The sequence below is a fragment of the Streptomyces sp. NPDC004610 genome, assembly GCF_040609715.1.
GTDB lineage: Bacteria > Actinomycetota > Actinomycetes > Streptomycetales > Streptomycetaceae > Streptomyces.
The window spans coordinates 131,222-153,437 of the sequence record NZ_JBEXLA010000018.1 but is presented as its reverse complement, the minus strand read 5'-3'; the positions used below and the strand labels follow the sequence as shown (position 1 = coordinate 153,437).

Here is a 22,216-nt window from a genome sequence, read left to right as displayed (position 1 = left end):
CGTATCGGCGGGCGGACCCACGAGAACTCATCGGCCGGTCCCGGGCCCAGGCTCCTCGATCCCCGCGACCACGGCCGCCGGAAGGGCCGTACGGCCGCCACCCCCGCTCCGGATGCCGAACACCGCCCCCTCGCCTGCCACACTGCCCACAACCGTAGCCAGGGGGGCACATGAGTGAGCAGGATGTCGACGCCCGAGTGGAAGAACTGAACCGGGAGTTGCGACGGTTGGCGGGGGAACTGCTGCTCGCGGCGGCGGACCATCCGGATCCCGGACGCGCCCGCACCTTGTCCGCCGCCGCGCGCGAGCTGACCGGCACGGTGCTGGCCCGCCTGGACGGTCAGCCGGTCGAGGACTCGGCGAGGCCGGAGACGAACGCCGAAGCACCCGAGGTGCAGGACGTGCCGGACGTGCAGGACACCGTGCCGCCGGTGAGGGCCGGTGCCCCGGACTCCCGCCCCGCGCTCGGTGAGCTGGTGGAGCGGTACGCAAGCGACTTCAACGGGATCGGGGAGGACAACCCGGTCATGATCGATCCCGAGCTGCGCTCCGACCAGTGGGCACGTCTCCACCGGGTGCGGTTCGGCAAAGGCGAGCATTTCGCGGGCGCGCCGCTGTGGAACGACACCGTTCCCGACCGGGGCCGGAAGGCGCGGCGTCTGACCACCGGACCGGCGGTGCTGCGCCGGTTGCACCGCACCTATGTGACCCTGCGGGATCTGGAGACCCCGGAGGGCGAGCTGGCGCTCCGGTTTCTGAGAGGAAGCCACGGGATCCAGTACTCCCGGGGGATCACCGAGGGCGGATTCGTCGGCAGGGGGCATCTGAACCGGAAGCTGACGGAGCTGGAGTGGCGCGCCGTGGTGACCGCCGCCGAGCGGGGTGAGCATGCCCAGGCCCGGATCCTGGAGCTGCTGCGGCAACTGGAGGTGCTGGCCGCCCCCGTCCTGGCGCTCGATGTGGCGTTCCGGCAGCGCAACGACAGTGTGGACAGGGGAATGCGGGTCGCGGGCAGTGCGGAGGTCGTCAAGTCGCTGTTGCGGAACTGGCCGCCGCCCGAGAGCGGTGACGAGGACACCACCGGCTGACGGCGGCGCGGCGGCCGGGCTCTCAGCAGGCCCCGTCTTCCGGCCCGGTGCGGCCCACGACGAGCTGGTAGTGGATCGGCTCACCGGTCGTCGTGACCCGGTGCTGGAAACGCGTGCGTTCCAGCACCACCAAAGTCCCGTCGTCCGTCATCCGCTCGATCGCCGCGCCGAATCCGTCCGCGTCCGCCGGATCCAGCCACCGCTCGTCGATCGTGAAGGCCACGGGAGCGCCGGGCGGCAGGACGGCGAGCGCGTTGCCGAGCGCGCGCGGTGTGGCGTGCGTGCCCCCGAAGGCCCCGGCCGCCACCAACCCTCCGGGCGCGAAGGGACGCAGCTCTTCCTGGAGGGTGCCGTCGTGCTCGAAGTCGCCGACCAGGTAACCGGCGTAGACACCGGGCCGGTCGCGCAGACATGCCTCGCGTGCCGCAGGCAGCGCGTCGACGCCGACGACCCGTCCCGCGCCACCGCCCCGCAGCAACTCCCCGACCAGCCCCGTTCCGGCGCCGATGTCCAGGACCGTCATCGAGCCCGGCGCGGGCCCGAGCCGGTCGAGGGCGCGGAGGAAGCCCTCCGCCGCGATCTGCGGCGAGGTGCACCGCAACCGCTCCTGGACCACGTACTCGTAGAGACCGGGTACCGCGTAGATGCGCGGGTACTCGTGCAGGTGCACGATCTCCTGGTCGTTGAGGGCGATGTACTCACCATCGGTCACCGGCGGGCCGAGCAGCCGGATCCCGTCAAACGCGTGTGCCATGGGGGCGAGCCTATGCGTGCGGGGCGGTGCGTGGCCATCGGTACCGGTGAGGAAGGGGCGGGGGACAGACCGTTGGGGCGTAGCGAGTTGTCGGCCTGCCCGGTGCGGTGCGCCGGGTCAGCGGACCGCCGTCGCCTCGATCTCGAGGAGCACGCCGGGGCGGGCGAGCCGTTCGACGCCGATGGCCGCGCTGGTGGGCTTGATACCGGCCTTGTCGAGCCGGTCGATGACCTGGTCGAAGTGCTGGAAGAACAGGTCCTCGTCGGTCACCGAGTAGCGCAGGTTGGTGATGTCGGAGGGCTTGTAGCCGGCGTCCTTGACGTACTTCTCCACCTGGTCGAAGACCCGGTCGATCTGCCGCTCCATGTCCCACAGATGCAGATAGGTGTTGTTCTCGTCCTTCGCCGTCTGCCCGGCCACGAACAGGATGCCGCGCGGGTCCTTCACCTCGTGGGTCTGGTACAGGGCGGTCCTGCCGTCGTACTTCCAGGGCTCGCCCAGCTTTCTGCGGCTGTCCGTCTTCTGCGGTGCGGTGTCGGGCGCGGCGGCGGGGGCGGCTTCGGACGCGGCGGTGGCGGTCAGTCGTGGTTCGTCGCCGGTGCCGGACTGGACACCGAGGACCAGAGCGGCGGACGCCAGGCCGCTGACGAGGGCGGTGGCGAGGTTCGAACGGCGGGTCAGGCGCGGGGTCATGGTCGTGCCTCTTCTCGGTGAGTGATGACGTTCGCGGGAGATCCGTCGCGACGAGCCGCTGTGCCGAGCCGCTGTGGCGAGCCGTCGTGACGAAGACAGTGAATACCGGCGTCCGCTCACCCACCCTCACCCCGGGGCCCACGTGCCCCTATGTGCGGGATTCCGTCACCCGCCTCCCTCCCGGCGGAAGATTTCCGTCACCATGGACCTTGATCACGGACAGGGCCGGAGCGGCGGCCCGATCGACCTCGAAGGGGCCACCATGGACGACACGGACAAGCTGGTGGTCTCGGCGCTGCTGGCCAACGGGAGGGCCTCGTGGGCGGTGATCGCCGAGGCCCTGGACCTCACCGAGAGCACGGTCCGCAGACGGGGCACCCGGCTGATCGAGTCCGGGCTGCTCGCGGTCACCGTCCTGGAGAACCCCTACCGCGCCTGGGGCGGCTGGCCCCTGCTGCTCATACCGCGCGCCCGTCCCGACCGGACCCTGCGGCTGGCGCACCAACTCGCCCGGATGTACCCGGTGAAGACGGTCTGGGTGCTCGACAACGGCGAGATCTTCGCCCTGGTCCACCCCCGCCACCGCGACGAACGCAACGATCTGACGCTACGTCACCACGCGCTGATCGGCGATCTCGTCGACCTGCGGACGCTGCCCGTGCTGCGCGCCCACACCCTGGCCGGTCCGCCGCATCCGCCCCTGCTGACCGTCGCCCAGACGGATCTCATCCGGCACCCGTACGGTGCTCCCGGCCTCGCTCCCGGCCCTCGGCTCGACACCGACGAACAGCAGCTGGTGGAAGCGCTCGCCGTGGACGGCCGGATGAGCCTCGCCCGGCTCGCGGCGGCGACGCACACCTCCGCCGCGACCGCGCAGCGCCGCCTCGACCGCCTCAGACGCGGCGGGGGCGCCGAGATCGCCACCGTCGTGGACCGCTGCCAGGTGGGCCTGGACGTCCAGGCGGTGTTCTTCATCCAGTGCGACCCGGCGACGCTGCCCGACACCGTCAAGCAGTTCACCGCGTGCACGGCGGTGCATCTGGCCGCCGCGGTGACCGGCCCCGACAATCTGATCGCCGCGGTGGCCGTGCCCCACACCGACGACGTGTACCGCCTCCAGGCCGAGGTGCTGCCCGGTCTGCCCGGGTACCGCCATTCCAGGGTGCAGCTGGTCACCACGTTCATCAAGGACAGCGGCATGCTCTACCGCGACGGCCGCTGGCAGCCGATCGAGCCCTGACGGCCGATCGAGCCCTCACGGGCGACTCTTCGGACCGGCCACGCAGACCGACCACGCGGATCGGCCACGCGGACGAGTTCCTCGGACCGGCCGCGCGGACCGGTCCCCTCGGACCGGCCATTCCGACCCGCTCTCCGGACCGGCCGTTCCGACCCGTTCTCCGGACCGGCCACTCGAACCCGTTCTCCGGACCCGCTCTCCGGATCGGCCGTTCACACCGGCCGTTTCGCCGCCGCGCTCTGGGCCTTCGCCACCTGCCCGAGCGTCTGCTTGAAGGCGGCGTACGCCTCCTCGCCCAGGGCCTTCGCGTGCCGTTCCTCGATCGCGCGCATGATGGCCGTGGCCGTCTCCATCTGGAGCAGACCGCGTTCGGTGGGGCGGACCAGCTTGGCGCGGCGGTCGGCGGGGTCGGGGGCGCGTTCGACATAGCCGAGGCGTTCCAGGTCGTCGACGAGGGTGCCGACGACCTGCTTGTGCTGGCCGGAGAGCCGGGCCAGTTCGCTGGCCCGGATGCCCTCGGGCCGCAGATACGCCAGGACGACCCCGGAGCGCGGCAGGATGTCGTCGAAACCGCGCTCGGCGAGGGTGGCGAACAGTTCGCGCTGGACGGAGAACAGGACCCGGGCGGCGAGCACGCCCAGATCCGGTCCCGGTTCGGTCTGCCGGTCCCCGGTCATGCGCACACGCCTTCCTTCCCGCTTCCGTCCTGCCTCCCGCCGGTGTGTCCAAGGCGGTCCGACCGGCGAGTTTAGCCGTCCGGACGGTCCCTGGCCCGCACCGCTACAACTCCGGCTTGCATTCCGTTCGATGGTCACCTAAGTTCGAAGTCGTCACCAAAACTGACTATCAAGATTGGTGACTAAGCCTGAATGACCGCATGACCGCACCCTGTTTTGAGCATCCGAGGAGAAGAACATGAGCGAGCGCAGCAAGTACCTGGAGCCGGTCACCCGCGAGAACGCGGCCGTGGTCCTGGTCGACCACCAGGTCGGCCTGCTCTCGGGCGTCCGGGACATCCCGGTGGGCGAGCTGAAGCACAATGTGGCGGCGCTGGCGCGGGCCGCGACCGCGCTGGACATCCCGCTGGTGGTGACCACCACCGCCGCCGACAGCATGTGGGGACCCACCGCCCCCGAACTGGTCGAGGCGCTCCCCGCCGGGCAGAAGATCATCGACCGCAGCTCGGTCAACGCCTGGCACGACGACCGGGTCCGCGAGGCCATCGAGGCCACCGGCCGCCAGAAGCTGATCTTCGCCGGGGTGTCCCTGGAGGTCTGCGCGGCGCTGCCCGCGTACGCCGCGACCGCCGCGGGCTATGACGCCTATGTGGCCGTGGACGCCTCCGGCACCTTCAGCGCGACCAAGCGGGAGGCCGGGCTGGCGCGGATGCAGCAGGCGGGCGTCATCCTCAGCGACTACGCCACCCTCATCGTCGAGGCGCTCGGGGACAATGCCGCCCCCGAGTCGGGCGCGGTGTACGCCGCGCTCGACATGCCGTTCGCCGTGCTGGTCGGCCAGATCTCCGCCGCGCACCGGTCGTGACCCGGCGATGAGCGACCCCCGTCCGGCGGTCGGGGGTGACGCCGAGGGTTTCCACCTCGGCGCTTACCTCGACCGCATCGGACACACCGGCCCGGTGGCCGCCGACCTCCCCACCCTGCGGGCGGTGCACCGGGCCCAGGTGATGTCCATCCCCTTCGAGAACCTCGATCCCGTGCACGGGATCGTGCCCTCCCTCGATCTGGCCGATCTGCACGAGAAGATCGTGGCGGGTGGCCGCGGCGGCTACTGCTACGAACAGAACCTGCTGCTCACCGCCGCCCTGCGGGCCATCGGTCTCACCGTGCGCCTGATCATGGGCCGGGTGGCGATCGGTACCGGTGATCCCGCCACCCGGCCCCGCACCCATCTCGCCCTGCGCGTCGAGGTGCCCGGTCTGCCGGTGCCGTATCTCGCGGACTGCGGCTTCGGCAGCGCGGGCGCGCTCATCGAGCCCGTGCCGTTCACCCCGGACGCCGAGCAGCTCACCGACGGCCGCCGTCACCGGCTGCTGCGCGACCCGGGCGTGGACGGGCCGGACACCTGGACGCTCCAGGCGTGGGGGTCCGACGGCTGGACATCCCAGTACGTACTGACCACGGAGCCCGTGGAACGGCCGGACTGCGGTGTCGCCAACTGGTTCGTCGCCACCTATCCCCGCTCGCCGTTCCGCAAGCGGCTGCATGTCACCCGGACCGGCCCCGGGGTGCACCGGTCGCTGATGGGCACGGAGTTGACCGTGACCGACGCGGACGGGACCGCGTGGACCCGGGAGGTGGGGGAGGAGGACATCGCGAAGGTGCTGGTGGAGGAGATGGGGATCGACGTTCCGCGGCGGTGGCGGTAGGTCCCGCTCGCGGGGCGGTGTCAGGCTCCGGCGAGCGGGGCGGGCTGCGGCTGCGGCTGCGGGAAGGTGACGCCGGTCAGCTCCTCCGAGACCGCCCACAGGCGCCGGGCCACCACCGGGTCGCTGGCCGCGGCGGAACGGCCGACGAGGGTCGGATGGCCGCGTACCTCGCCGCGGCCGTCCGGGCCGACATAGCTGGCGCCGGGGAGGTCCTGGACAGCGGCGTACAGGGTCGGCAGGGCACCGGCCGCGCTGTCCTGGGCGACGATCCGCAGGACGGCACGGCTCAGCGCGCCGCCGTCGTGGCGCTGGATGTTCGTGGCGGCCCAGCCGGGGTGCGCGGCCAGGGCCCGCACGGGTGAGTGGGCGGCGGCGAGGCGGCGCTGGAGTTCCAGGGTGAACAGCAGATTGGCCAGCTTGGACTGGCTGTACGCCGTCCGCGGCCGGTACTCCCCGGCGAGGCCCAGATTGTCGAAGCGGATCCGCGGAGCACCCGGCTTCTTGTGCGCCTCGGAGGACACCGTCACCACCCGGTCGGTGAGATACGGCAGCAGCAGATTGGTCAGGGCGAAGTGGCCCAGGTGATTGGTGCCGAGCTGGGTCTCGAAGCCGTCCTTGGTCCGGGACTCCGGGGTGTTCATCACCCCGGCGTTGTTGATGAGCAGGTCGAGGGTGCCCCGCCAGCCGGCGGCGAACTCACGCACGGAGGCGAGGTCGGCCAGATCGAGGCGGCGCACTTCCACACTGCCGTCGACGCCCAGGGCGGCGGCCTCGCCGCGGTCGGGATCCCGTACCGCGAGCACCACATGGGCGCCCGCGGCGGCGAGCGCGCGGGCGGTGGCGAGGCCGATACCGCTGTTGCCGCCGGTGACGACGGCGGTGCGACCGCTCTGGTCGGGGATGTCGGTGGTGTTCCACGGGCCGGGAGTGGCGTGGGGTGCAGAAGTCATACCTCCGAGTGTGGGCGATGCCTACATTGTTGTCAATGGCAACAATGTGGACGTGATCAACAATGTGGACGTTGTGCACATGGCCGATACACTGACCGCCATGCAGACCCGCTCCCGCCCCTACCACCACGGCGACCTGCGCGCCGCCCTGCTGGCCCGCGCCGAGGAGACCCTGAGGGACAAGGGATCCGCCGCCCTGTCGCTGCGCGAACTCGCCCGCGACCTCGGCGTCAGCCACAACGCGCCCAGCCGCCACTTCAAGGACAAGGAGGCGCTGCTCGACGCCCTCGCACTCGGCGGCTACGAGCGGATGACCGCGACCATGCTGGCGTCGCAGAGAAGCGCGGGGGAGTCGTGCCGCGAGAAGCTGGAGGCGATGGTCCGCGCCTATGTCGGATTCAGCCTGGACAACGCGGCGCTGCTCGACCTGATGTGCTCGGTCAAGAAGGACGCCCAGGCGTCGGCGGCCCTGCTGGAGGCCGGCCGACGCTGGTCCGAACTGATCGAGGCCCTGATGCGGGAGGGGCAGCGCCAGGGCGAGGTGCGCGAGGGGCCCTTGGAGTGGATCGGCGTCCCGGTCTTCGCGACCCTGCACGGCTTCGCCGACCTGGCCGCGACCGGCATGATCCCCCCGGAGGCGGCGGAACGGGGGCTGGAGGAGGCCATCGCGTTCATCCTGCGGGGCTCGGCGCCGGACTGACGCCGTTGTCGTTCGCCGCGCCCCGCCGCGCCGTGCCCCGCCTCGCCGGATCGGCCCCGGTCGTGGGCCCCGTCCCGGCGTTCGCCGCGCTGACGGCGCTGACGGCGCTGACGGCGCTGACGGCGCTGACGGCGCTGACGGCGCTGACCGCGGCCCGAACCGGTCAGCGCCCCCGACGACCCTGACCGCCACCGTGCGTCGCCGCCGCCCGGCCCCGCGTGCGCCACCTCGCCATCTCGGCGATCAGCTCGCCGAGCGGTAGCGCGGGCGTGGCCGGGTCCAGATGGCGGTACTCGCAGTACAGGTTGGCGACGACGCGCTCGCTGTCGCCGAGGGAGGCGAACGGGCCCAGGTCGATACGGCGGGCGGCCTCCGGCCAGGGCAGCCCGGCGGCGTGGCTCTCGGCCGCGTACCGGCCGATGAAGTCCAGGTAGTCACGCACCTCCCGGATGCCGGAGACATCGGTCACCGGGCCGTGCCCGGGGACGACGGTCTCCGGCTCCAGGGCGATCATCCGGTCGCAGGCGGCGCTCCACGACCGGGCCGGACCCGCCCACATGACGGGCGCTCCCCCGATGAACAGCAGGTCCCCCGCGAAGAGCACCTGGCTGTCCGGCACCCAGGCGATCACATCGCCGCGGGTGTGCGCCGGGCCGAGATGGTGGAGTTCGACGCCGCGCCCGGCGACATCCACGGTGAGCCGGTCCGTGACGGTGACCGTCGCGTCCCGGAACCGGATACCGGAGTGGTCGAACGGCCCGAACGCCTCGTGGAGATAGGCGGCGACCGTGGGGTCGGTCTGCGCCGCAGCCAGTTCGCCGTAGACGGTCGGCTCGAACTCGTGGAGTTCCTCGTTGAAGTGGGGGCCCGCGTAGATGTGCGCGTCCGGCGGGACCAGTTGGTTGCCGAAGCAGTGGTCGCCGTTGGCATGGGTGTTGACCAGATGCCTGATCGGCGCCGAGCCGGTCAGCGGCTCCAGGCCGTCGAGCAGCTCGCGGGTGAGGGCGAGATCGAAGAGGGTGTCGACGAGCATTCCCTCGCCGTCCCCGGCGATGAAACCGGCGTTGCTCCACCCCCAGGAGCCGTCGGGGAGGAGCCAGGCGGACACTCCGTCGGCCAGGGTGTGCAGGCCCTTGGTGTAGGCGGGCATCGGGGAGCCTTCCGTGAGGGTGCGACGAGTCGGTGAGTCGACTGGGGGGAGGGGGGAGGGGGTGTCAGTGGCCGGACCGCAGAGGATGGAGGGGCGGGCCCGCGACGACACGGTTCTCGACGGTGCCCAGTTGCTCACTGCGCAGGGTCACGGTGTCGCCCGGAGTCAGCCAGCCCTCGTACGCGGCGGGCGTGGTGTCGATGTGTTCGAGCAGACAGCCGCCGGGGATGGTGCCCGAGCCGATGACATCGCCGGGGCGCAGCGGGGTGCCGCGTGAGATGTAGGAAATGAGTTCGGCGAAGGACCAGTCCATGGCGGCGGTGGAGCCATGGGCGATCTGGGTGCCGTTGACGAGGGCGGTCAGTCCGAGGGCGGCCGGGTCGACTTCGTCGGGGGTGACCAGGTGGGGGCCGAGGGTGAGGGCACCGTCCTTGCCCTTGGCCTGCCCGATGCCCTGGGCGATGTCCCGGAGTTGCAGATCACGCGCGGTCCAGTCGCAGAAGAGGGTGTAACCGGCGACATGGTCCATGGCCCGCTCGGGGGACAGATCGCGGCCGGGGCGGCCGATGACGACCCCGATCTCCGCCTCGAAGTCGAACCATCGCGCGCCGGGCGACACCGGTACGTCGTCGTGTCCGCCGAAGAGGGTGGCGGGGTTGGCGAAGTAGAACGCCGGGACCTGCCGCCACACCTCGGGCAGTTCGCCCGGGTTGCCGATGGCGCGCAGACAGCCCCGTACATGGTCCAGGAAGCAGGCGCCGTCGCGGACCGATCCTGGACGGGGTACGGCAGGGAGCAGGGTGACCTCGTCGAGGCCGGTGGCCCGTCCCCTGCGGTGGGCCTCGCGGGCCGCCTCGGCGAGCACCTCCGGGCCCAGACCGATCAGCTCCTGGATGCCGAGGGCGGTGTCCAGGGCGTACAGCTCACGGCCCCTCAGCACACCGGTCCGCGTGCCGCCGTTCCACCGGTACGTCGCCCACTTCACGGGATCAGCCCCAGCCGTGCGGCGTTGCCCCCGGCCACGCTGTCCCGCTCGTGCGGGGAGAGCCCGGCGGCGGTCAGCCGGGCCCGCGGATCGGTGACACCCATGTCGAAGGGGTAGTCGGAGCCGAGCAGGATCTGACCGGCCCCGACGGTGGCCACCAGGTGCCGCAGCGCGTACGGGGTGTAGACGAGCGAGTCGAAGTAGATCTCCCTGAGGTACTCGCCCGGCGGGCGTTCGCAGGTCCGGGCCTCGGGCCGGGCCCGCCAGGCGTGCTCCGTGCGGCCCAGGTAGACCGGCAGATAGCCACCGCCGTGGGCGGCCAGGATCCTCAGCCGGGGATGGCGGTCGAGGACCCCGGAGAAGATCAGATGGCTGAGGGCGATGGCGTGCTCCAGCGGCTGGCCGATCACGTTGTAGAGGTACCAGTTGTCGAGCCGGTCCTCGACCGTGCAGCCCAGCGGGTGCAGGAACACCAGCGCGCCGAGTTCCTCGGCACGGGCCCACAGCGGTTCGAGCGCGGGGTGGGACAGGTCGACGTGTCCCTCGCCGAGCGATGCGAAGGAGGAGATCTCGATGCCCTTGAGTCCACAGGTGAGGACCGCGTGCTCCAGCGCCTCGACGGCGAGCGCGGGGTGTTGCAGGGGGACGACACCGAGCCCGGTCAGCCGGTCGCCCGCCCGCGCGCACAGCGCCGCGACGCCCTCATGGGTGGCCGTGAAGATCTCCCGGGCGAGCGCGGGCCCGGCCCAGTAGTAGTACTGGGAGGGGCTGGGGGAGACGAGCTGTGCGTCGACCGACGCCGCGTCCATGGCCTTGAGCCTGGTGTCGAGGTCTGTCAGGGCCCGGTGCGCGTCCTGGGCCATGTGGAGGGTGACCCGGAGCGAGTCCGCGCCCATCAGCCGGGCCTGCTCCTCCTGTTCCCGCTGCTTGAGGGGATTGCCGTCCACCAGGTCCTCCACGCTCGGCACCAGGGCGTGCGCGTGTACGTCCGTCACGGTGAGGGATGTCATGACGTGGCCTCCTTCCGTCGCTGTCCTGTCGCCTCACCACCGTCGATCACGGGAGGAGGACGACGGAAGACGAATCTGCCGATGGGGGGTATAGGGCGGGGCTATGGGAGGGGGTATGGGAGGGGGAGGGTGGGTGGCCGGGCGTTTCTTTCGGAGGCGGGGTGGAGATGAGGGGGTGTGGCCTCGGTACGGAGGCGTTTTGCTTCGGAGACGGGGCGGAGATGAGGGGTTAAGGCCCAGGTACGGAGGCGTTCGTTTCGGAGGCGGGGGCGGAGATGAGGGGTTGAGGCCCAGGTACGGAGACGTATGCCTCGGAGACAGGGCGGAGGTGAAGGGCTGACGCCCCGTCACAGCCGGTGCCTGGCGCAAGTGCCCCGGTGTGACGAGGGTGGGGGCATCGCGGACGGAGGCCCCGGCATGACCGGTGCCCGGTGCGTGCTGCGCGGGGTCGATGGCGTCCTGGCTCGTCTGTCGCGCCCCGGTGCCAGGGCCAGGGACATAACGCGGACGCAGACCCCGGCCGACCAGCGTCCGCCCCAGGCGCCCCCGCCGTCGGCGTCCCGGCTCGGCTACCGCCCCCGTGGTGCCCGGAGGGACGACGGCCGCTCAGCGGCGCCGCCGACCCGCCGACCCGCCGACCCGTCGGCTCGGCCGGGCCCGGCGTCCGCCCCGCCGACCCGTCGGCCCGGCCGGGCTCGGCGACATCGAAACCGGGGACCTCGGCCGCGACCTGGGCGGCAGCCCGGCGCAGCAGATCCCGCAGCCACCGGTGCGCCCGGTCATGGGCGAGGTGGGGATGCCACCAGAAGGCCTGGACGACCTCGCCGACCGGGAACGGGGGCGCGAAGACGCGCAGGCCGTGGCGTCGCCGGGCGTGTTCGGCGAGGGAGCGGTGGACGAGGGCGACCCGGTCCGTGCCCGCGACGAAGGCCGGTACCGCCGAGAAGGTCGCGACCGTCGCCGCGACGCGTGGGGTGATCCCGGCGAACCGCAGCTGCCGCATCACGATCGACATGCCGAGGTCCGCCGCCGCGCAGGACCGGTCGGCGTACACCACCCAGGGCAGGGCCGCCAGCACCCCCGGATCGGGGTCGTCACCGATCACCGGGTTGTCCCGGTCGGCGATGCAACGCCACTCGGTGCGCAGCAGATCGAGGTGCGGGGGCCCGTCCAGCACTCCGTGGGGGGCCAGCATCCCGTCCACGTTCCGCAGGCACTCCAGCGGGTCGTCCGGTTCCCAGCGGCGGGGCAGTTCGAACCGCACGGAGGCGAGCGGCGCCGCCTCGCTCACCAGCCTACTGAGCGCCGGGCCCATGACCTCCAGCCAGAAGTCGCTGGCCAGCAGCCGGAACTCCCGCCGGGAGGCGCCGGGCGCGAAGCCGCGGCGCGGTACGAAGACCCCTTCGAGACCGGCGATGGCGGCGGCCACCGCGGGCCGTAGATCCTCGGCCAGCGCGGTCAGTTCGTAGCGGCTGCCCCGGCGGGAGAGCAGTTCGTCGCCGAAGTGCCGGCGCAGCCGGGCCAGCGCCGCGGACATGGAGGGCTGGCTCACCGCCAGTTCCCCGGCCGCCCCGGAGACACTGCGGTGCGACAGCAGGGCGTCCAGATGGATCAGCAGATTGAGATTGAGGCTGCGCAGTTCCACCGCCCCGTCCTCCTCTCCCCGCTCACTCCCGCGCGGCCGGGCCCGGAGCGCGCGGCGCGGCGAGCTGCCGTGCGGCCCCGACCACCGCCTCGCGACGGCGGTCACGCCCGTCGAGCCCGCCCGACTCCTCGGCGGACAGCATGCGCGCGATCTGCGGAACGGCGGACCAGTGACCGGTCAGGGCGATGAGCAGGAAGACCAGATGGGCCGGTGCGAGGGAGTCGTCGATCAGACCGGCCTGCTGCGCCGCCCCGACCGCCCGGGTCTTCCCCGTGTAGAGCGCGGTGCGGTCCGTCTCCTCCGGCACACTGCCGGTGTCGGCGAGCCCTTCCCACAGCACCAGACGGGCGACGTCCGGATGGTCCTGCTGGTAGTCGAAGGCCTGGCCGGCGAACCGCGCGAGGTCCTCCGGGCCGGTCACCCGCTGGAGCGGCACATCGGCGGCGAGGCGGTCCAGCTCACTGCGGATGACCGTCGTGAAGAGCGCCTCCTTGTCGCCGAAGTAGTTGTAGACGCGCTCGCGGTTGACGCCCGCGCGCTTGGCGATCCGGTCGATGGTCGTGCCGGAGGGCCCGGACCGCGCGAACTCGGTCACGGCCGCCTCATGGATACGGCGCTTCGTTCCTTCGACATCCCAAGCCATGCCCCACAGCCTACTCCAACACCAGCGTTGCAGTTGGAGATGCGGAGGCGTACAGTCGGTCCCGGAGCAAAGCCAACATGAGTGTTGGATTTTCGGAGTGGCGAGCGATCCGCCCCCTCCGCTTCAGCTCCCACGCCCTCCCCCTCCCCTTCTCATCTCCGCCCTCTGCCCTCTGCCCTCCCCTCCATCTGAAGACCAGCCGACGACCGGCCACAGCTCAGCCGACGACCAGGAGAGACCATGAACGACAAGAACGGGCACCGAGAAGAAGCCGACCGGGATCCGAGCCGCAATCCGAGCCGCAATCCGGACCAGCGACCTGATCAGCGACCGGATCAGCATCCGGACCAGCGTCCCGACCGGCATCCGGACCACGACGAAGTGCGTACCACCCGCTGGTCATCCGACCGCGCGGAGGACCGGTTCACCGTCGACGACCCGGCCACCGGCCGCAGGCTCGCCGTGGTGCAGGGCGCCGGTGACGCCGAGGTCGACGGGGCCGTACGCGCTGCCCACCAGGGCTTTCTCTCCTGGAGCCGCCGCACCCCTGTCGAGCGCGGCCGACTGCTCCTGGAGGTCGCCGGAAAGATCCGTTCCCGGGCCGGGGAACTCGCGGAGCTGGAGTCCCGGGAGAACGGCAAGCCCTACAGTCAGGCCCTCTTCGACCTGGAGGCCTGTGTCGCGTGCTTCGAACTCTTCGCCGGGCTCACCCATGATCTGCCCGGTTCCGTACGGGACTCCGGCTACGCCCTGGATGTCACCTCGCTCCAGCCCTTCGGTGTGATCGGCGGGATCATCCCCTTCAACTGGCCGCCGATCCACACCGCGGGCAAGACCGCTCCGGCCCTCGCCGCCGGGAACGCCGTCGTGCTGAAGCCGCCGGAGCAGGCCCCGCTGACCGTGATGCGGCTGGCCGGGATCATCCAGTCCGTCCTGCCCGACGATGTCGTCCATGTCGTCCCCGGCAAGGGGTCGGTGGGGGCGGCGCTCGCGGGCCACCCCCTGGTGCGCAAGCTGTCCTTCACCGGCGCCCCCACCACCGGCTCCGCCGTCCTCAGGACCGCCGCCACCCATCTCACCCCCACCCTGATGGAACTGGGCGGCAAGAACCCCCTGGTGATCTTCGAGGACGCCGACCTCGACGCGGCCGTCGCCGGGGCCGTCGAAGGCGGTTACTTCAATCAGGGGGAAGCCTGCACGGCCGCCTCCCGGCTGCTGGTGCACCGCTCCGTCCATGACGAGGTCGTCCACCGCCTCGGCCGGGCCGTCGCCGGGCTCCGGGTCGGCCGGGGTCTGGACGAGGCCACGCATGTGGGGCCCCTGGTCACCCGGGCCCAGCAGCAGCGCGTCCTGGAGTACCTCCGTATCGGTGTCGAGGAAGGCGCCGAGATCGCCGCGCAGGCCCCGCTGCCCACGGACCCCGATCTGAAGGGCGGGTTCTATGTGCCGCCGACCCTCCTCACCGGCGTGCGGCCGGACATGAGGGTCGCGAAGGAGGAGATCTTCGGACCGGTGGTCTGTGTGATCCCCTTCGACGACGAGGCCGAGGCGGTCGAGATCGCCAACGGCACCGACTTCGGACTCGTCGCGAGCGTCTACACCGCCGACAGCGGCCGGGCGCTGCGCGTCGGCCGGGCGATCGAGGCCGGTGTCGTGTTCGTCAACAACTACAACCGCGCCATGATGGGCACCCCGTTCGGCGGCACGAAGCACAGCGGCTACGGGCGGGAGCACGCCGCCGAGACACTGCGGGAGTTCAGCTACAGCAAGACGGTCCGGCTGCCGTCCGGGACGAGGCCGATCCCCCGGTGGAGCGCCGTGGCCGATGTGCTGGGGTGAGGCGGGAGGGACCTGACGAACTCCCCCTGGTCCTCGGCCGTCATCTGATCGCCACCGCCCCGACCGGCGAGCCGACCGCTCCCGTGAGGGGCAGGGGCGGGGCGGCGAGCATGAACGCGTACCGGCCGTCCCGCGCGCAGGCGGCGGCGAGGGCGTCGAGGTCGAACATCTCGCCGAAGGCCAGGCCCATATGGACGAGGGCGACCAGGTGCAGCGGCTGGAACGCCTCGATCTCGTTGGGCCGGACCTCCACGCCCCAGGTGTCGCTGGCGAGGGCGGCGATCTCCCGTTCGTACAGCCAGGGCACGGTGTGCAGGGACAGGCCGGGAGCGGGGCCGCCGGCGTAGTCGCCCCACCGGCCGCGCCGTACGGTCAGCTGCCCGGTCCGTATCAGGAGGGCGTCGCCGCGGCCCACGGTGCTGCCCTGCCGGGCGAGGGCGTCCTCCAGCTCGCCGGTGGTGATCGCATGGCCCGGCTCCAGGCTCCGCACGCCGTGGTGGGCGGGCAGATCGACCAGCACGGCCCGCATCACCAGCCGGTCGGCCCAGTGCTGGATGCCGTTGCGGGCGGCGCCGTACGAGGAGTGCTCGGCGGCGCTGTAGCCGTTCCACATCCTGCCCCGGTGGAAGATATGGCTCAGCGCGTCCCACTGGGTGCCGCACTGGGTGCCCATGACGACCATGTCGTCGGAGTATCCGAACCCGCCCGCCGGGCCGAACGCGCTCAGGAACGCTTCCTGGGCCCCGGACAGATGGTCGGTGCCGGTCGCGGTGGTCACCAGGTGCGGGTTGGACCGCATCCCGCCCGGCTGCGGTCCCGCCTGGTCGTAGGGCAGGGTCAGGGAGATGACGGTGCCGTCGCGGACCAGCGCGGCGGCGGCGCGGACCTCGTCGGGCCCGACCAGGTTCATGGCCCCCAACTGGTCGTCGGGCCCCCACCGTCCCCACCGGCTGTACGCGGCTATGTAGTCGTCGAGGATCTGTATGCCGCTCACTTCGGTGCCGCCGCGAGGGGGAGGGCTGTCAGGGTGCGGGGGAGCCACTCGGCGATGATGCCGAGGACTTCGGGGAGCTTGGTGACGGCGCAGTGCCCGGTGCCGGGCAGCAGATGGACCTCGGTGGCGCGGCGGCCCTCGAACACCAGGGTGTCGTCCTGCGGGACATGGACGTCGTCGGCGCCGTTGACGACGAGCATCGGTGCCTGGCGGTCCTGGTCCAGCAGGGGCCTCAGGGAGAACGCCGCCAGCGCCGCGAACAGGTCCTCGTTGCCGGGCCGCCGGTCGAAGCCCAGGGCGTTGCCGACGATGCCGTCCATCCCGAACCGGGCGAGACGGCCCTGGGCGAACGCGCCCTCGACGGGGCCGCCCAGCACCACCGCCGCGTCGGCCTCACCGGCGAGACCGGAGCGGGCGGAGTAGTGGCCGCCCATGGAGATGCCCACTTGCACGACGACGCCGTTGCCCAGGGTCCGGGCGTGACCGATCAGGCCGCGGACGATCTCCGCGCCGTCCGGGCTCATCGGGACCTCGGAGTCGCCGGTGCCGGGGATGTCGAAGGCGACGGCGGGCAGGCCGGTGTGCGAGCAGAGCGTCACCAGGAGGCCGTGCAGATCCATCTTCCAGCTGTCGACCCCGCCGCTGACCAGCAGCACCGGGCCGTTCTCCGTGGCGCCGGGCGGGGTGAGGACATGCACCGGCACCCGGGTGACCCCGCCCCGGTAGGGCAGGTCCAGGACATCCCTGCGGAACGCCACCTCGAATCCGGGCGCCGCGAGGAGGTACTGCTCGGTCTGGTGGGCCAGCGCGGTCCGCTTGGCCCCGTCGGCCAGGGTGGGGAACCGGGCCCAGCCGTAGGCGAGCGCCGCGAGTCCATGTGATCCGGCCCCGGCGTAGCGTGCCGCGAGCGCCGACCACTCGTGCACCCACCCGCCGGGCGCGTCCGCCCACATGTCGGTGACCGCGGCGCGCACCGCGTCCACGTCCGGGACCGGGAGTCCGGCGCCGACCATCTGCGCGTACCGCTCCCCGAACAGATCCTTGGCCGCGAGCGGCCACTGGTACGACATGACGCCTCCTCCGCAGAGTGTTAACGCAGGGATGCTGCGTTAAAGCTGAAGGTAGCGCCGTGGCGTCCGGTAACGCAAGTATCCTGCGATAGCATGCGGGGGTGAGCGAAGAGCAAGTCCGCCGCAGGACCGGCGGCCGGTCGGCGCGGGTCCGCCGGGCCGTCCTGGACGCGACCCTGGAGGCCGTGGCCGAGCACGGTCCCGACGCCGTCGGCATCCCCGAGATCGCCCGCCGGGCGGGCGTCCATGAAACGTCGGTCTACCGGCGCTGGGGCACCCGCGAGCACCTCGTCGTCGACGCGCTCCTGGCCTACAGCGAGGAACAGCTCCACATCCCGGACACCGGCACCCTGCGCGAGGACCTCATCGCCTTCGCCGACTCGCTGGCCGCCTATCTGGACAGCCCGTTCGGCAAGGCCCTCGTCCGCGCCATGGCCGCCGCCGCCGACGCACCGGACCTGGTCGAGAGCCGCGAGGAGTTCTGGACCTCACGGTTCGAACTGGCCCGCGTCATGATCGACCGGGCCGTCACCCGCGGCGAGCTCCCCCACGGCACGGACCCCGCCCTCGTCCTCGAAACCCTGATCGCACCCCTGCACTTCCGGGTCCTGCTCACCCGCCGCCCCCTCGACACCGACCTCAGCAGCACGCTCGTGGACCTCCTCCTGGACGGCCTCACCCGCTGACCCGAGGGCCCCGGTGCGGGAGCCGGTGCCGCTCTCCACCCGCAGGGCCCCGGCCCGGCCTTGACCCGGGGCAGCCGCTACCGGCGGGCGGGCGTGGCACCCGGTGACTACGGGGGCCGGTGGCCTTAGGGTCGGACCCGCTACCTAGGCAGGAGGGCCTGTGATGCGCAAGGTGACCTACTCGATGAGTGCCTCACTGGACGGCTACATCGTCGGGCCGGACGGCGGCTTCGACTGGTCCGAGCCCGGCGACGAGGTCTTCCGCACCTGGATCGAGGAGACCCGCGGAGTCGGCGTCCACCTGCTGGGGCGACGCCTGTACGAGGCGATGCTGTACTGGGAGACCGCCGACCAGGATCCGTCGCTCGACGAGGCGCAGCGTGAGTGGACCGCGCTCTGGACCGGGCTCCCGAAGGTGGTGTTCTCCACCACGCTGACGGAGGTGCAGGGCAGGGCCCGGCTGGCCTCCGGCGGACTGGCCGAGGAGATCGCGCGGTTGAAGGCCGAGCCGGGGGAGGGCACCATCGCGATCGGCGGCGCGGCACTCGCCGCCGAGGCGTCCGAGCTGGGCCTGATCGACGAGTACCGGGTCAGGATCTACCCGGTGATGGTGGGCGGCGGCATTCCGCTCCTGCCGCGGCAGGAACGCCGGGTGGATCTCGAACTCGTCGAGACCCGCACCATCAGCTCCAGAGTGGTCTATCTCCGCTACCGGGTGCGGAGTTAGGGCCGGCGGCCGATCGGTGCGGCGGTGGGCCGGACCCCGGCCCACCCACAGTCGTACCGGACATACCGCTGAGGTCTGACGCACTCGCGCAGCGGCTCCCCTAGCGTTCCCCCATGCCAGAAATCACCCGGACGGTCACCGCCGCCGCACTCAGTGTCGCCCTCGCCCTGCCGTTCGCCGGAGTGGCCACGGCCACCACCGCGCCCGGACCGGCCGCCGCGTCCCCGGTGGCCGCGACCGTGCCCGCCGAGACCCTGCACCTGCCGCGCCCCACGGGCCCGCACCCGGTCGGCCGGACGACGACGCATCTCACCGACCGGTCCCGCACCGACCCCTGGGTGCCGACCGCCGACGGCCGGGAGTTGATGCTCACCCTGCACTACCCGGCGGCCCGGCCGGGCGACGGCCCCACCGCGCGCTACTCCACGGTCGAGGAGGCCGAACTGCTGGCGAAGGGCCAGGGCATCGACGCGCTGGTGCCCGGCGACCGGCTGAGCGCCACGCGGACCCATGGCCGGGTGGGTGCCCGGCCTGCGAAGGGGAAGTTCCCCCTCGTCGTCCTCTCCCCGGGCTTCAGCGCCTCCCGCTTCACCCTGACCAGCCTCGCCGAAGACCTCGCGAGCCGGGGCTATGTCGTCGCCTCCCTCGACCACGCCTACGAGTCCTTCGGCATCTCCGTCCCCGGCGGCCGGACACTGACCTGTGTCGCCTGCGAGGCGCTGGAGACGGACGTGACGAAGGCCGCCGTGGTGACCGCGACCCGCGCCGAGGACGTCTCGTACGTCCTGGACCGGCTGACCGGTGACCGCCCGGTCTGGCGGCACGCGGGCATCATCGACCGCCGGCGGGTCGGCATGGCGGGCCACTCCATCGGCGGGGCGAGCGCAGCCACGACGATGGCGGGCGACCGCCGGGTGGACGCGGGCATCAACATGGACGGCGCCTTCTGGGAGGACCTGCCCGCCGAGGGACTTCGCGGACGGCCGTTCATGATGCTCGGCACCGACGACGACGTCCACCGCCCGGGAGGCATCGACACCACCTGGGACCGGATGTGGCCCACCCTGGACGGCTGGAAGCGCTGGATCACCGTCGCCGGCGCGGAGCACTTCACCTTCTCCGACTGGCCCGTGATCGCCCGGCACTTCGGGCTGCCGCAGCCCCCGCTCCCCGCCGACCGGGCGGTCGTCGTCACCCGCACCTATGTCGCCGCGTTCTTCGACCAGCATCTGCGGGGCACCCCGCAGCCCGTGCTGTCGGGACCGACCGCCGCCCACCCCGAGGCGAAGTTCCACAACCCGTGAGGCGCGCGGGCGAGGCCCCGAGCAGACATCCTGGCCGTCGCACACCCAGGAAAAACCCTGCCTGGTAGGCCCCCGGGCCCCTGGCCAGACTGAAGGCACAGAAACGCCGAGGGCGGTTCCCGGAAACATACGGGAACCGCCACTCCTCCTCGGCGGACCCATGCGCTCAGGAGGCCGACGATGCCCACCGTCAACGATCTGCGAGAACACCCCCTGGACCAGGTCCACCGGCTGATCGAGCCCGGCCCGGTGATCCTGGTGACCACGCGACACCACGGTGTCCCGAATGTGATGACCAACGGGTTCAACATGATGATCCGTCATGCCCCGCCCCTCATCGGCTGCACCATCGGCCCCTGGGACCACAGCTACACCGCGCTGCGCGACACGGGGGAGTGCGTCATCTCCCTCCCGGGCAGTGAACTCGCCGCCACCACCGTCGACATCGGGAACCGCTCGGGCGCGGACGTGGACAAGTTCGAGGAGTTCGGACTGACCGCCATGGCCGCCCGGCAGGTCCGGGCGCCGCTGATCGCGGAGTGCTTCGCGAACATCGAGTGCCGGGTCGCCGACACCACCCTGGTGGACGCCTACCACCTCTTCGTCCTCGAACCGGTACGGGCCTGGGTCGACCCGTCCCGGCCGCGCCCCCGCATGATGCACCACCAGGGCGACGGCACCTTCACGCTGGACGGCGAGACCGTCGACCTCAAGGACCGCATGACGAAGTGGCAGTACCTGCTGTGACCGCCCTCGCCCTCATCACCGTGGTCCTCGCGGCCGTCCTGCTGATGACCTGGCTGGCCCGCCGCCTGCACTGGAGCGAGCCGCTGATGCTGCTGGGCGGAGGAGTCCTCATCGGCCTCACCCCCCGCTTCGACCAGGTCGAACTGCCCCCCGACGTGGTGCTTCTGCTCTTCCTCCCGGCCCTCCTGTACTGGGAGACCCTGACCACATCACTGCGCGAGATCAGAACGAACTTCCGCTCGATCGCCCTCCAGTCCACCGGCCTCGTCCTGGTGACCGCGCTCGCCGTGGCCGCCGTCGCGCACGCCCTCGGCTACGCGTGGCCCATCGCCTTCGTGCTCGGTGCGGTCCTCGCGCCCACCGACGTGGCGGCCGTCGCCGCGGTGGCCAGAGCCATGCCACGCCGCATCGTGACCCTGCTGCGCACCGAGAGCCTCCTCAACGACGGCACGGCGCTGGTCCTGCTCGCCGTCAGCCTGGAGTTCCTGACCACCGGCGAGCCGTTCTCCTGGTCCGGCACCGCACTGCGCTTCGTGGAGTCCTACGCGGGCGGCGCGCTCATCGGCGCGGCGACCGCCATGGTGCTGATCCTGGTGCGGCGGCATCTGAAGGACCGCATCCTGCACAGCGGGCTGAGCGTCGCCACCCCGTTCATCGCCTTCCTGCCCGCCGAGGCCCTGCACGTCTCGGGCGTCCTGGCCGTGGTCACCTGCGCGCTGGTCACCGGCCGCGCGGGCCCGAGGATCATCCGCTCCGACGCCCGTCTGGAGGCCACCGCCTTCTGGGAGGTCACCGCGTTCCTGCTCAACGGGGCCCTGTTCGTGCTGGTCGGTATGCAGACCCCCGCCGCCGTTCGCGCGCTGGTCTCCGTCTCCCCGCTCCAGGCGGTCCTGATCGCCGCCGCGGTCAGCGCGACGGTCATCGGCGTCCGTGCCGCCTGGTTCTACACCATCCCCTATCTGATCCGCCTCGTGGACCGCCGTCCCCGGCAACGCGGGCGGCGCATCGGAGCCCGCCAGCGGCTGCCCCTGGCATGGGCCGGGATGCGCGGGGCGATCTCCCTGGCCGCCGCGCTCACCATCCCCGCGACGACGGCCGACGGACAGCCCCTCGCACAGCGCGACGCGGTCGTCTTCATCACCGTGGTCGTCATCACCGTCACCCTCGCCGTCCTCGGCCCGGCCCTCCCGGCGGTCGTGCGCCGCGCGCGCTTCACGGACGACGCCGACGAGGCGGCGGAGGAGGAACTCGCCGTGCGGCACCTGGCCGACGCCGCGCTCGCCGAGCTTCCGGCCCTGGCCGAGCGGCTTCGCACCCCCGACGCGATCACCGCCCGCCTCACCAAGGACCTGACCGGACAGGCCACTCCGGCGGGCGAGGAGAACCCTGAGGAGGCGGCACGCCGGGAGCAGCGGATCAGCGCCGCCCTCGCGCTCGAATCCGAACTCCTGGAGGTCAAACGGGCCGCGCTCTACGATCTGCGCAACCGGGCGCACATCGACGACACCGTGCTGCGCCGGGTGCAGCGGCACCTGGACACCGAGGAGCAACGGCTCGACGTCAGGGTGTCCGGGCGCCCGCCGTCCGGCTGACCGGTCGGGGGTG

23 protein-coding genes are annotated in these 22,216 nt (G+C 72.0%); 12 read left to right on the top strand and 11 right to left on the bottom strand.

The features are described 5' to 3' along the window. Positions 1-170 precede the first annotated feature (170 nt). Positions 171-1,088, top strand: a complete 918-nt coding sequence (locus ABZX40_RS21420; RefSeq protein ID WP_355740162.1) for a hypothetical protein — start codon at positions 171-173, stop codon at positions 1,086-1,088. Positions 1,089-1,110: 22 nt separating this feature from the next. On the opposite strand, the gene ABZX40_RS21415 is transcribed toward ABZX40_RS21420, so the two are convergent. Then, the gene (locus ABZX40_RS21415; protein ID WP_355740164.1) at positions 1,111-1,842 is read right to left on the bottom strand and encodes a hypothetical protein; all 732 of its coding nucleotides are present in this window, start codon (positions 1,840-1,842) and stop codon (positions 1,111-1,113) included. 117 nt (positions 1,843-1,959) lie between these two features. Beyond that, entirely contained in the window at positions 1,960-2,535 is a 576-nt protein-coding gene (locus ABZX40_RS21410) for a RidA family protein (RefSeq protein ID WP_355740166.1), read from the bottom strand. Between the two features lie 202 nt (positions 2,536-2,737). On the opposite strand from ABZX40_RS21410, the gene ABZX40_RS21405 reads away from it, so the two are divergent. Continuing rightward, the gene (locus ABZX40_RS21405) at positions 2,738-3,775 is read left to right on the top strand and encodes an Lrp/AsnC family transcriptional regulator (protein WP_355740168.1); all 1,038 of its coding nucleotides are present in this window, start codon (positions 2,738-2,740) and stop codon (positions 3,773-3,775) included. A gap of 212 nt (positions 3,776-3,987) precedes the next feature. On the opposite strand, the gene ABZX40_RS21400 is transcribed toward ABZX40_RS21405, so the two are convergent. Next, on the bottom strand, positions 3,988-4,452 hold the full coding sequence (locus tag ABZX40_RS21400; RefSeq protein ID WP_355740393.1) for a MarR family transcriptional regulator: 465 nt from the start codon (positions 4,450-4,452) through the stop codon (positions 3,988-3,990). Positions 4,453-4,690: 238 nt separating this feature from the next. On the opposite strand from ABZX40_RS21400, the gene ABZX40_RS21395 reads away from it, so the two are divergent. Together ABZX40_RS21395 and ABZX40_RS21390 are read left to right on the top strand one after the other, a co-directional pair. Next, positions 4,691-5,317 (top strand): isochorismatase family protein, encoded by a 627-nt coding sequence (locus tag ABZX40_RS21395; protein WP_355740170.1) that lies wholly within the window; start codon positions 4,691-4,693, stop codon positions 5,315-5,317. Positions 5,318-5,324: 7 nt separating this feature from the next. Continuing rightward, on the top strand, positions 5,325-6,161 hold the full coding sequence (locus ABZX40_RS21390) for an arylamine N-acetyltransferase (protein WP_355740172.1): 837 nt from the start codon (positions 5,325-5,327) through the stop codon (positions 6,159-6,161). A 20-nt stretch (positions 6,162-6,181) separates the two neighbouring features. Here ABZX40_RS21390 and ABZX40_RS21385 read toward each other — a convergent pair whose 3' ends face one another. Next, entirely contained in the window at positions 6,182-7,111 is a 930-nt protein-coding gene (locus ABZX40_RS21385; RefSeq protein WP_355740174.1) for an oxidoreductase, read from the bottom strand. Between the two features lie 79 nt (positions 7,112-7,190). Between ABZX40_RS21385 and ABZX40_RS21380 the strand changes: the two genes are divergently transcribed. Then, on the top strand, positions 7,191-7,811 hold the full coding sequence (locus tag ABZX40_RS21380) for a TetR/AcrR family transcriptional regulator (RefSeq protein WP_355740176.1): 621 nt from the start codon (positions 7,191-7,193) through the stop codon (positions 7,809-7,811). Positions 7,812-7,816: 5 nt separating this feature from the next. Continuing rightward, positions 7,817-7,996: a hypothetical protein gene (locus tag ABZX40_RS21375; RefSeq protein WP_355740178.1), complete on the top strand. Its 180-nt coding sequence runs from the start codon at positions 7,817-7,819 to the stop codon at positions 7,994-7,996. Here the strand turns inward: ABZX40_RS21375 and ABZX40_RS21370 are convergent. The 5 genes from ABZX40_RS21370 to ABZX40_RS21350 all read right to left on the bottom strand — a co-directional run bounded on the left by ABZX40_RS21370 (position 7,975) and on the right by ABZX40_RS21350 (position 13,244). Continuing rightward, positions 7,975-8,961: an MBL fold metallo-hydrolase gene (locus ABZX40_RS21370; protein ID WP_355740180.1), complete on the bottom strand. Its 987-nt coding sequence runs from the start codon at positions 8,959-8,961 to the stop codon at positions 7,975-7,977. The genes ABZX40_RS21375 and ABZX40_RS21370 overlap by 22 nt on opposite strands. A 64-nt stretch (positions 8,962-9,025) precedes the next feature. Next, on the bottom strand, positions 9,026-9,946 hold the full coding sequence (locus ABZX40_RS21365) for a fumarylacetoacetate hydrolase family protein (RefSeq protein WP_355740182.1): 921 nt from the start codon (positions 9,944-9,946) through the stop codon (positions 9,026-9,028). Further along, positions 9,943-10,956: an amidohydrolase family protein gene (locus tag ABZX40_RS21360; RefSeq protein WP_355740184.1), complete on the bottom strand. Its 1,014-nt coding sequence runs from the start codon at positions 10,954-10,956 to the stop codon at positions 9,943-9,945. The genes ABZX40_RS21365 and ABZX40_RS21360 overlap by 4 nt, the downstream gene beginning before the upstream one ends. 229 nt (positions 10,957-11,185) lie before the next feature. Next, on the bottom strand, positions 11,186-12,601 hold the full coding sequence (locus ABZX40_RS21355) for a LysR family transcriptional regulator (protein WP_355740186.1): 1,416 nt from the start codon (positions 12,599-12,601) through the stop codon (positions 11,186-11,188). A gap of 22 nt (positions 12,602-12,623) precedes the next feature. Next, positions 12,624-13,244: a TetR family transcriptional regulator gene (locus ABZX40_RS21350; protein WP_355740188.1), complete on the bottom strand. Its 621-nt coding sequence runs from the start codon at positions 13,242-13,244 to the stop codon at positions 12,624-12,626. Positions 13,245-13,484: 240 nt separating this feature from the next. Here ABZX40_RS21350 and ABZX40_RS21345 point away from each other — a divergent pair, with 240 nt between their 5' ends. Then, positions 13,485-15,083, top strand: a complete 1,599-nt coding sequence (locus ABZX40_RS21345) for an aldehyde dehydrogenase family protein (RefSeq protein ID WP_355740190.1) — start codon at positions 13,485-13,487, stop codon at positions 15,081-15,083. A 40-nt stretch (positions 15,084-15,123) separates the two neighbouring features. On the opposite strand, the gene ABZX40_RS21340 is transcribed toward ABZX40_RS21345, so the two are convergent. Continuing rightward, positions 15,124-16,077 (bottom strand): cyclase family protein, encoded by a 954-nt coding sequence (locus ABZX40_RS21340; protein ID WP_355740192.1) that lies wholly within the window; start codon positions 16,075-16,077, stop codon positions 15,124-15,126. Continuing rightward, on the bottom strand, positions 16,074-17,147 hold the full coding sequence (locus ABZX40_RS21335; protein WP_355740194.1) for an alpha/beta hydrolase: 1,074 nt from the start codon (positions 17,145-17,147) through the stop codon (positions 16,074-16,076). Before ABZX40_RS21335 ends, ABZX40_RS21340 begins: the two co-directional genes overlap by 4 nt. Before the next feature lie 101 nt (positions 17,148-17,248). On the opposite strand from ABZX40_RS21335, the gene ABZX40_RS21330 reads away from it, so the two are divergent. The 5 genes from ABZX40_RS21330 to ABZX40_RS21310 all read left to right on the top strand — a co-directional run bounded on the left by ABZX40_RS21330 (position 17,249) and on the right by ABZX40_RS21310 (position 22,203). Then, complete coding sequence (locus ABZX40_RS21330; protein ID WP_355740196.1) at positions 17,249-17,833, top strand: TetR/AcrR family transcriptional regulator; 585 nt, start codon at positions 17,249-17,251, stop codon at positions 17,831-17,833. A gap of 163 nt (positions 17,834-17,996) precedes the next feature. Further along, the gene (locus ABZX40_RS21325; RefSeq protein WP_355740198.1) at positions 17,997-18,560 is read left to right on the top strand and encodes a dihydrofolate reductase family protein; all 564 of its coding nucleotides are present in this window, start codon (positions 17,997-17,999) and stop codon (positions 18,558-18,560) included. 113 nt (positions 18,561-18,673) lie between these two features. Further along, positions 18,674-19,864, top strand: coding sequence for an alpha/beta hydrolase (locus ABZX40_RS21320; RefSeq protein ID WP_355740200.1), 1,191 nt, complete (start codon positions 18,674-18,676; stop codon positions 19,862-19,864). Positions 19,865-20,044: 180 nt separating this feature from the next. After that, on the top strand, positions 20,045-20,611 hold the full coding sequence (locus ABZX40_RS21315; RefSeq protein WP_355740201.1) for a flavin reductase family protein: 567 nt from the start codon (positions 20,045-20,047) through the stop codon (positions 20,609-20,611). Further along, on the top strand, positions 20,593-22,203 hold the full coding sequence (locus tag ABZX40_RS21310) for a Na+/H+ antiporter (RefSeq protein WP_355740202.1): 1,611 nt from the start codon (positions 20,593-20,595) through the stop codon (positions 22,201-22,203). The genes ABZX40_RS21315 and ABZX40_RS21310 overlap by 19 nt, the downstream gene beginning before the upstream one ends. Positions 22,204-22,216: the final 13 nt, after the last annotated feature.

Excerpts from the sequence above, each read along its gene's own strand:
- ABZX40_RS21420 (WP_355740162.1), top strand. The coding sequence starts at position 171 with ATGAGTGAGCAGGATGTCGACGCCCGAGTGGAAGAACTGAACCGGGAG.
- ABZX40_RS21415 (WP_355740164.1), bottom strand. The coding sequence starts at position 1,842 with ATGGCACACGCGTTTGACGGGATCCGGCTGCTCGGCCCGCCGGTGACC.
- ABZX40_RS21410 (WP_355740166.1), bottom strand. The coding sequence starts at position 2,535 with ATGACCCCGCGCCTGACCCGCCGTTCGAACCTCGCCACCGCCCTCGTC.
- ABZX40_RS21405 (WP_355740168.1), top strand. The coding sequence starts at position 2,738 with ATGGACCTTGATCACGGACAGGGCCGGAGCGGCGGCCCGATCGACCTC.
- ABZX40_RS21400 (WP_355740393.1), bottom strand. The coding sequence starts at position 4,452 with ATGACCGGGGACCGGCAGACCGAACCGGGACCGGATCTGGGCGTGCTC.
- ABZX40_RS21395 (WP_355740170.1), top strand. The coding sequence starts at position 4,691 with ATGAGCGAGCGCAGCAAGTACCTGGAGCCGGTCACCCGCGAGAACGCG.
- ABZX40_RS21390 (WP_355740172.1), top strand. The coding sequence starts at position 5,325 with ATGAGCGACCCCCGTCCGGCGGTCGGGGGTGACGCCGAGGGTTTCCAC.
- ABZX40_RS21385 (WP_355740174.1), bottom strand. The coding sequence starts at position 7,111 with ATGACTTCTGCACCCCACGCCACTCCCGGCCCGTGGAACACCACCGAC.
- ABZX40_RS21380 (WP_355740176.1), top strand. The coding sequence starts at position 7,191 with ATGGCCGATACACTGACCGCCATGCAGACCCGCTCCCGCCCCTACCAC.
- ABZX40_RS21370 (WP_355740180.1), bottom strand. The coding sequence starts at position 8,961 with ATGCCCGCCTACACCAAGGGCCTGCACACCCTGGCCGACGGAGTGTCC.
- ABZX40_RS21360 (WP_355740184.1), bottom strand. The coding sequence starts at position 10,956 with ATGACATCCCTCACCGTGACGGACGTACACGCGCACGCCCTGGTGCCG.
- ABZX40_RS21350 (WP_355740188.1), bottom strand. The coding sequence starts at position 13,244 with ATGGCTTGGGATGTCGAAGGAACGAAGCGCCGTATCCATGAGGCGGCC.
- ABZX40_RS21345 (WP_355740190.1), top strand. The coding sequence starts at position 13,485 with ATGAACGACAAGAACGGGCACCGAGAAGAAGCCGACCGGGATCCGAGC.
- ABZX40_RS21335 (WP_355740194.1), bottom strand. The coding sequence starts at position 17,147 with ATGTCGTACCAGTGGCCGCTCGCGGCCAAGGATCTGTTCGGGGAGCGG.
- ABZX40_RS21325 (WP_355740198.1), top strand. The coding sequence starts at position 17,997 with ATGCGCAAGGTGACCTACTCGATGAGTGCCTCACTGGACGGCTACATC.
- ABZX40_RS21320 (WP_355740200.1), top strand. The coding sequence starts at position 18,674 with ATGCCAGAAATCACCCGGACGGTCACCGCCGCCGCACTCAGTGTCGCC.
- ABZX40_RS21315 (WP_355740201.1), top strand. The coding sequence starts at position 20,045 with ATGCCCACCGTCAACGATCTGCGAGAACACCCCCTGGACCAGGTCCAC.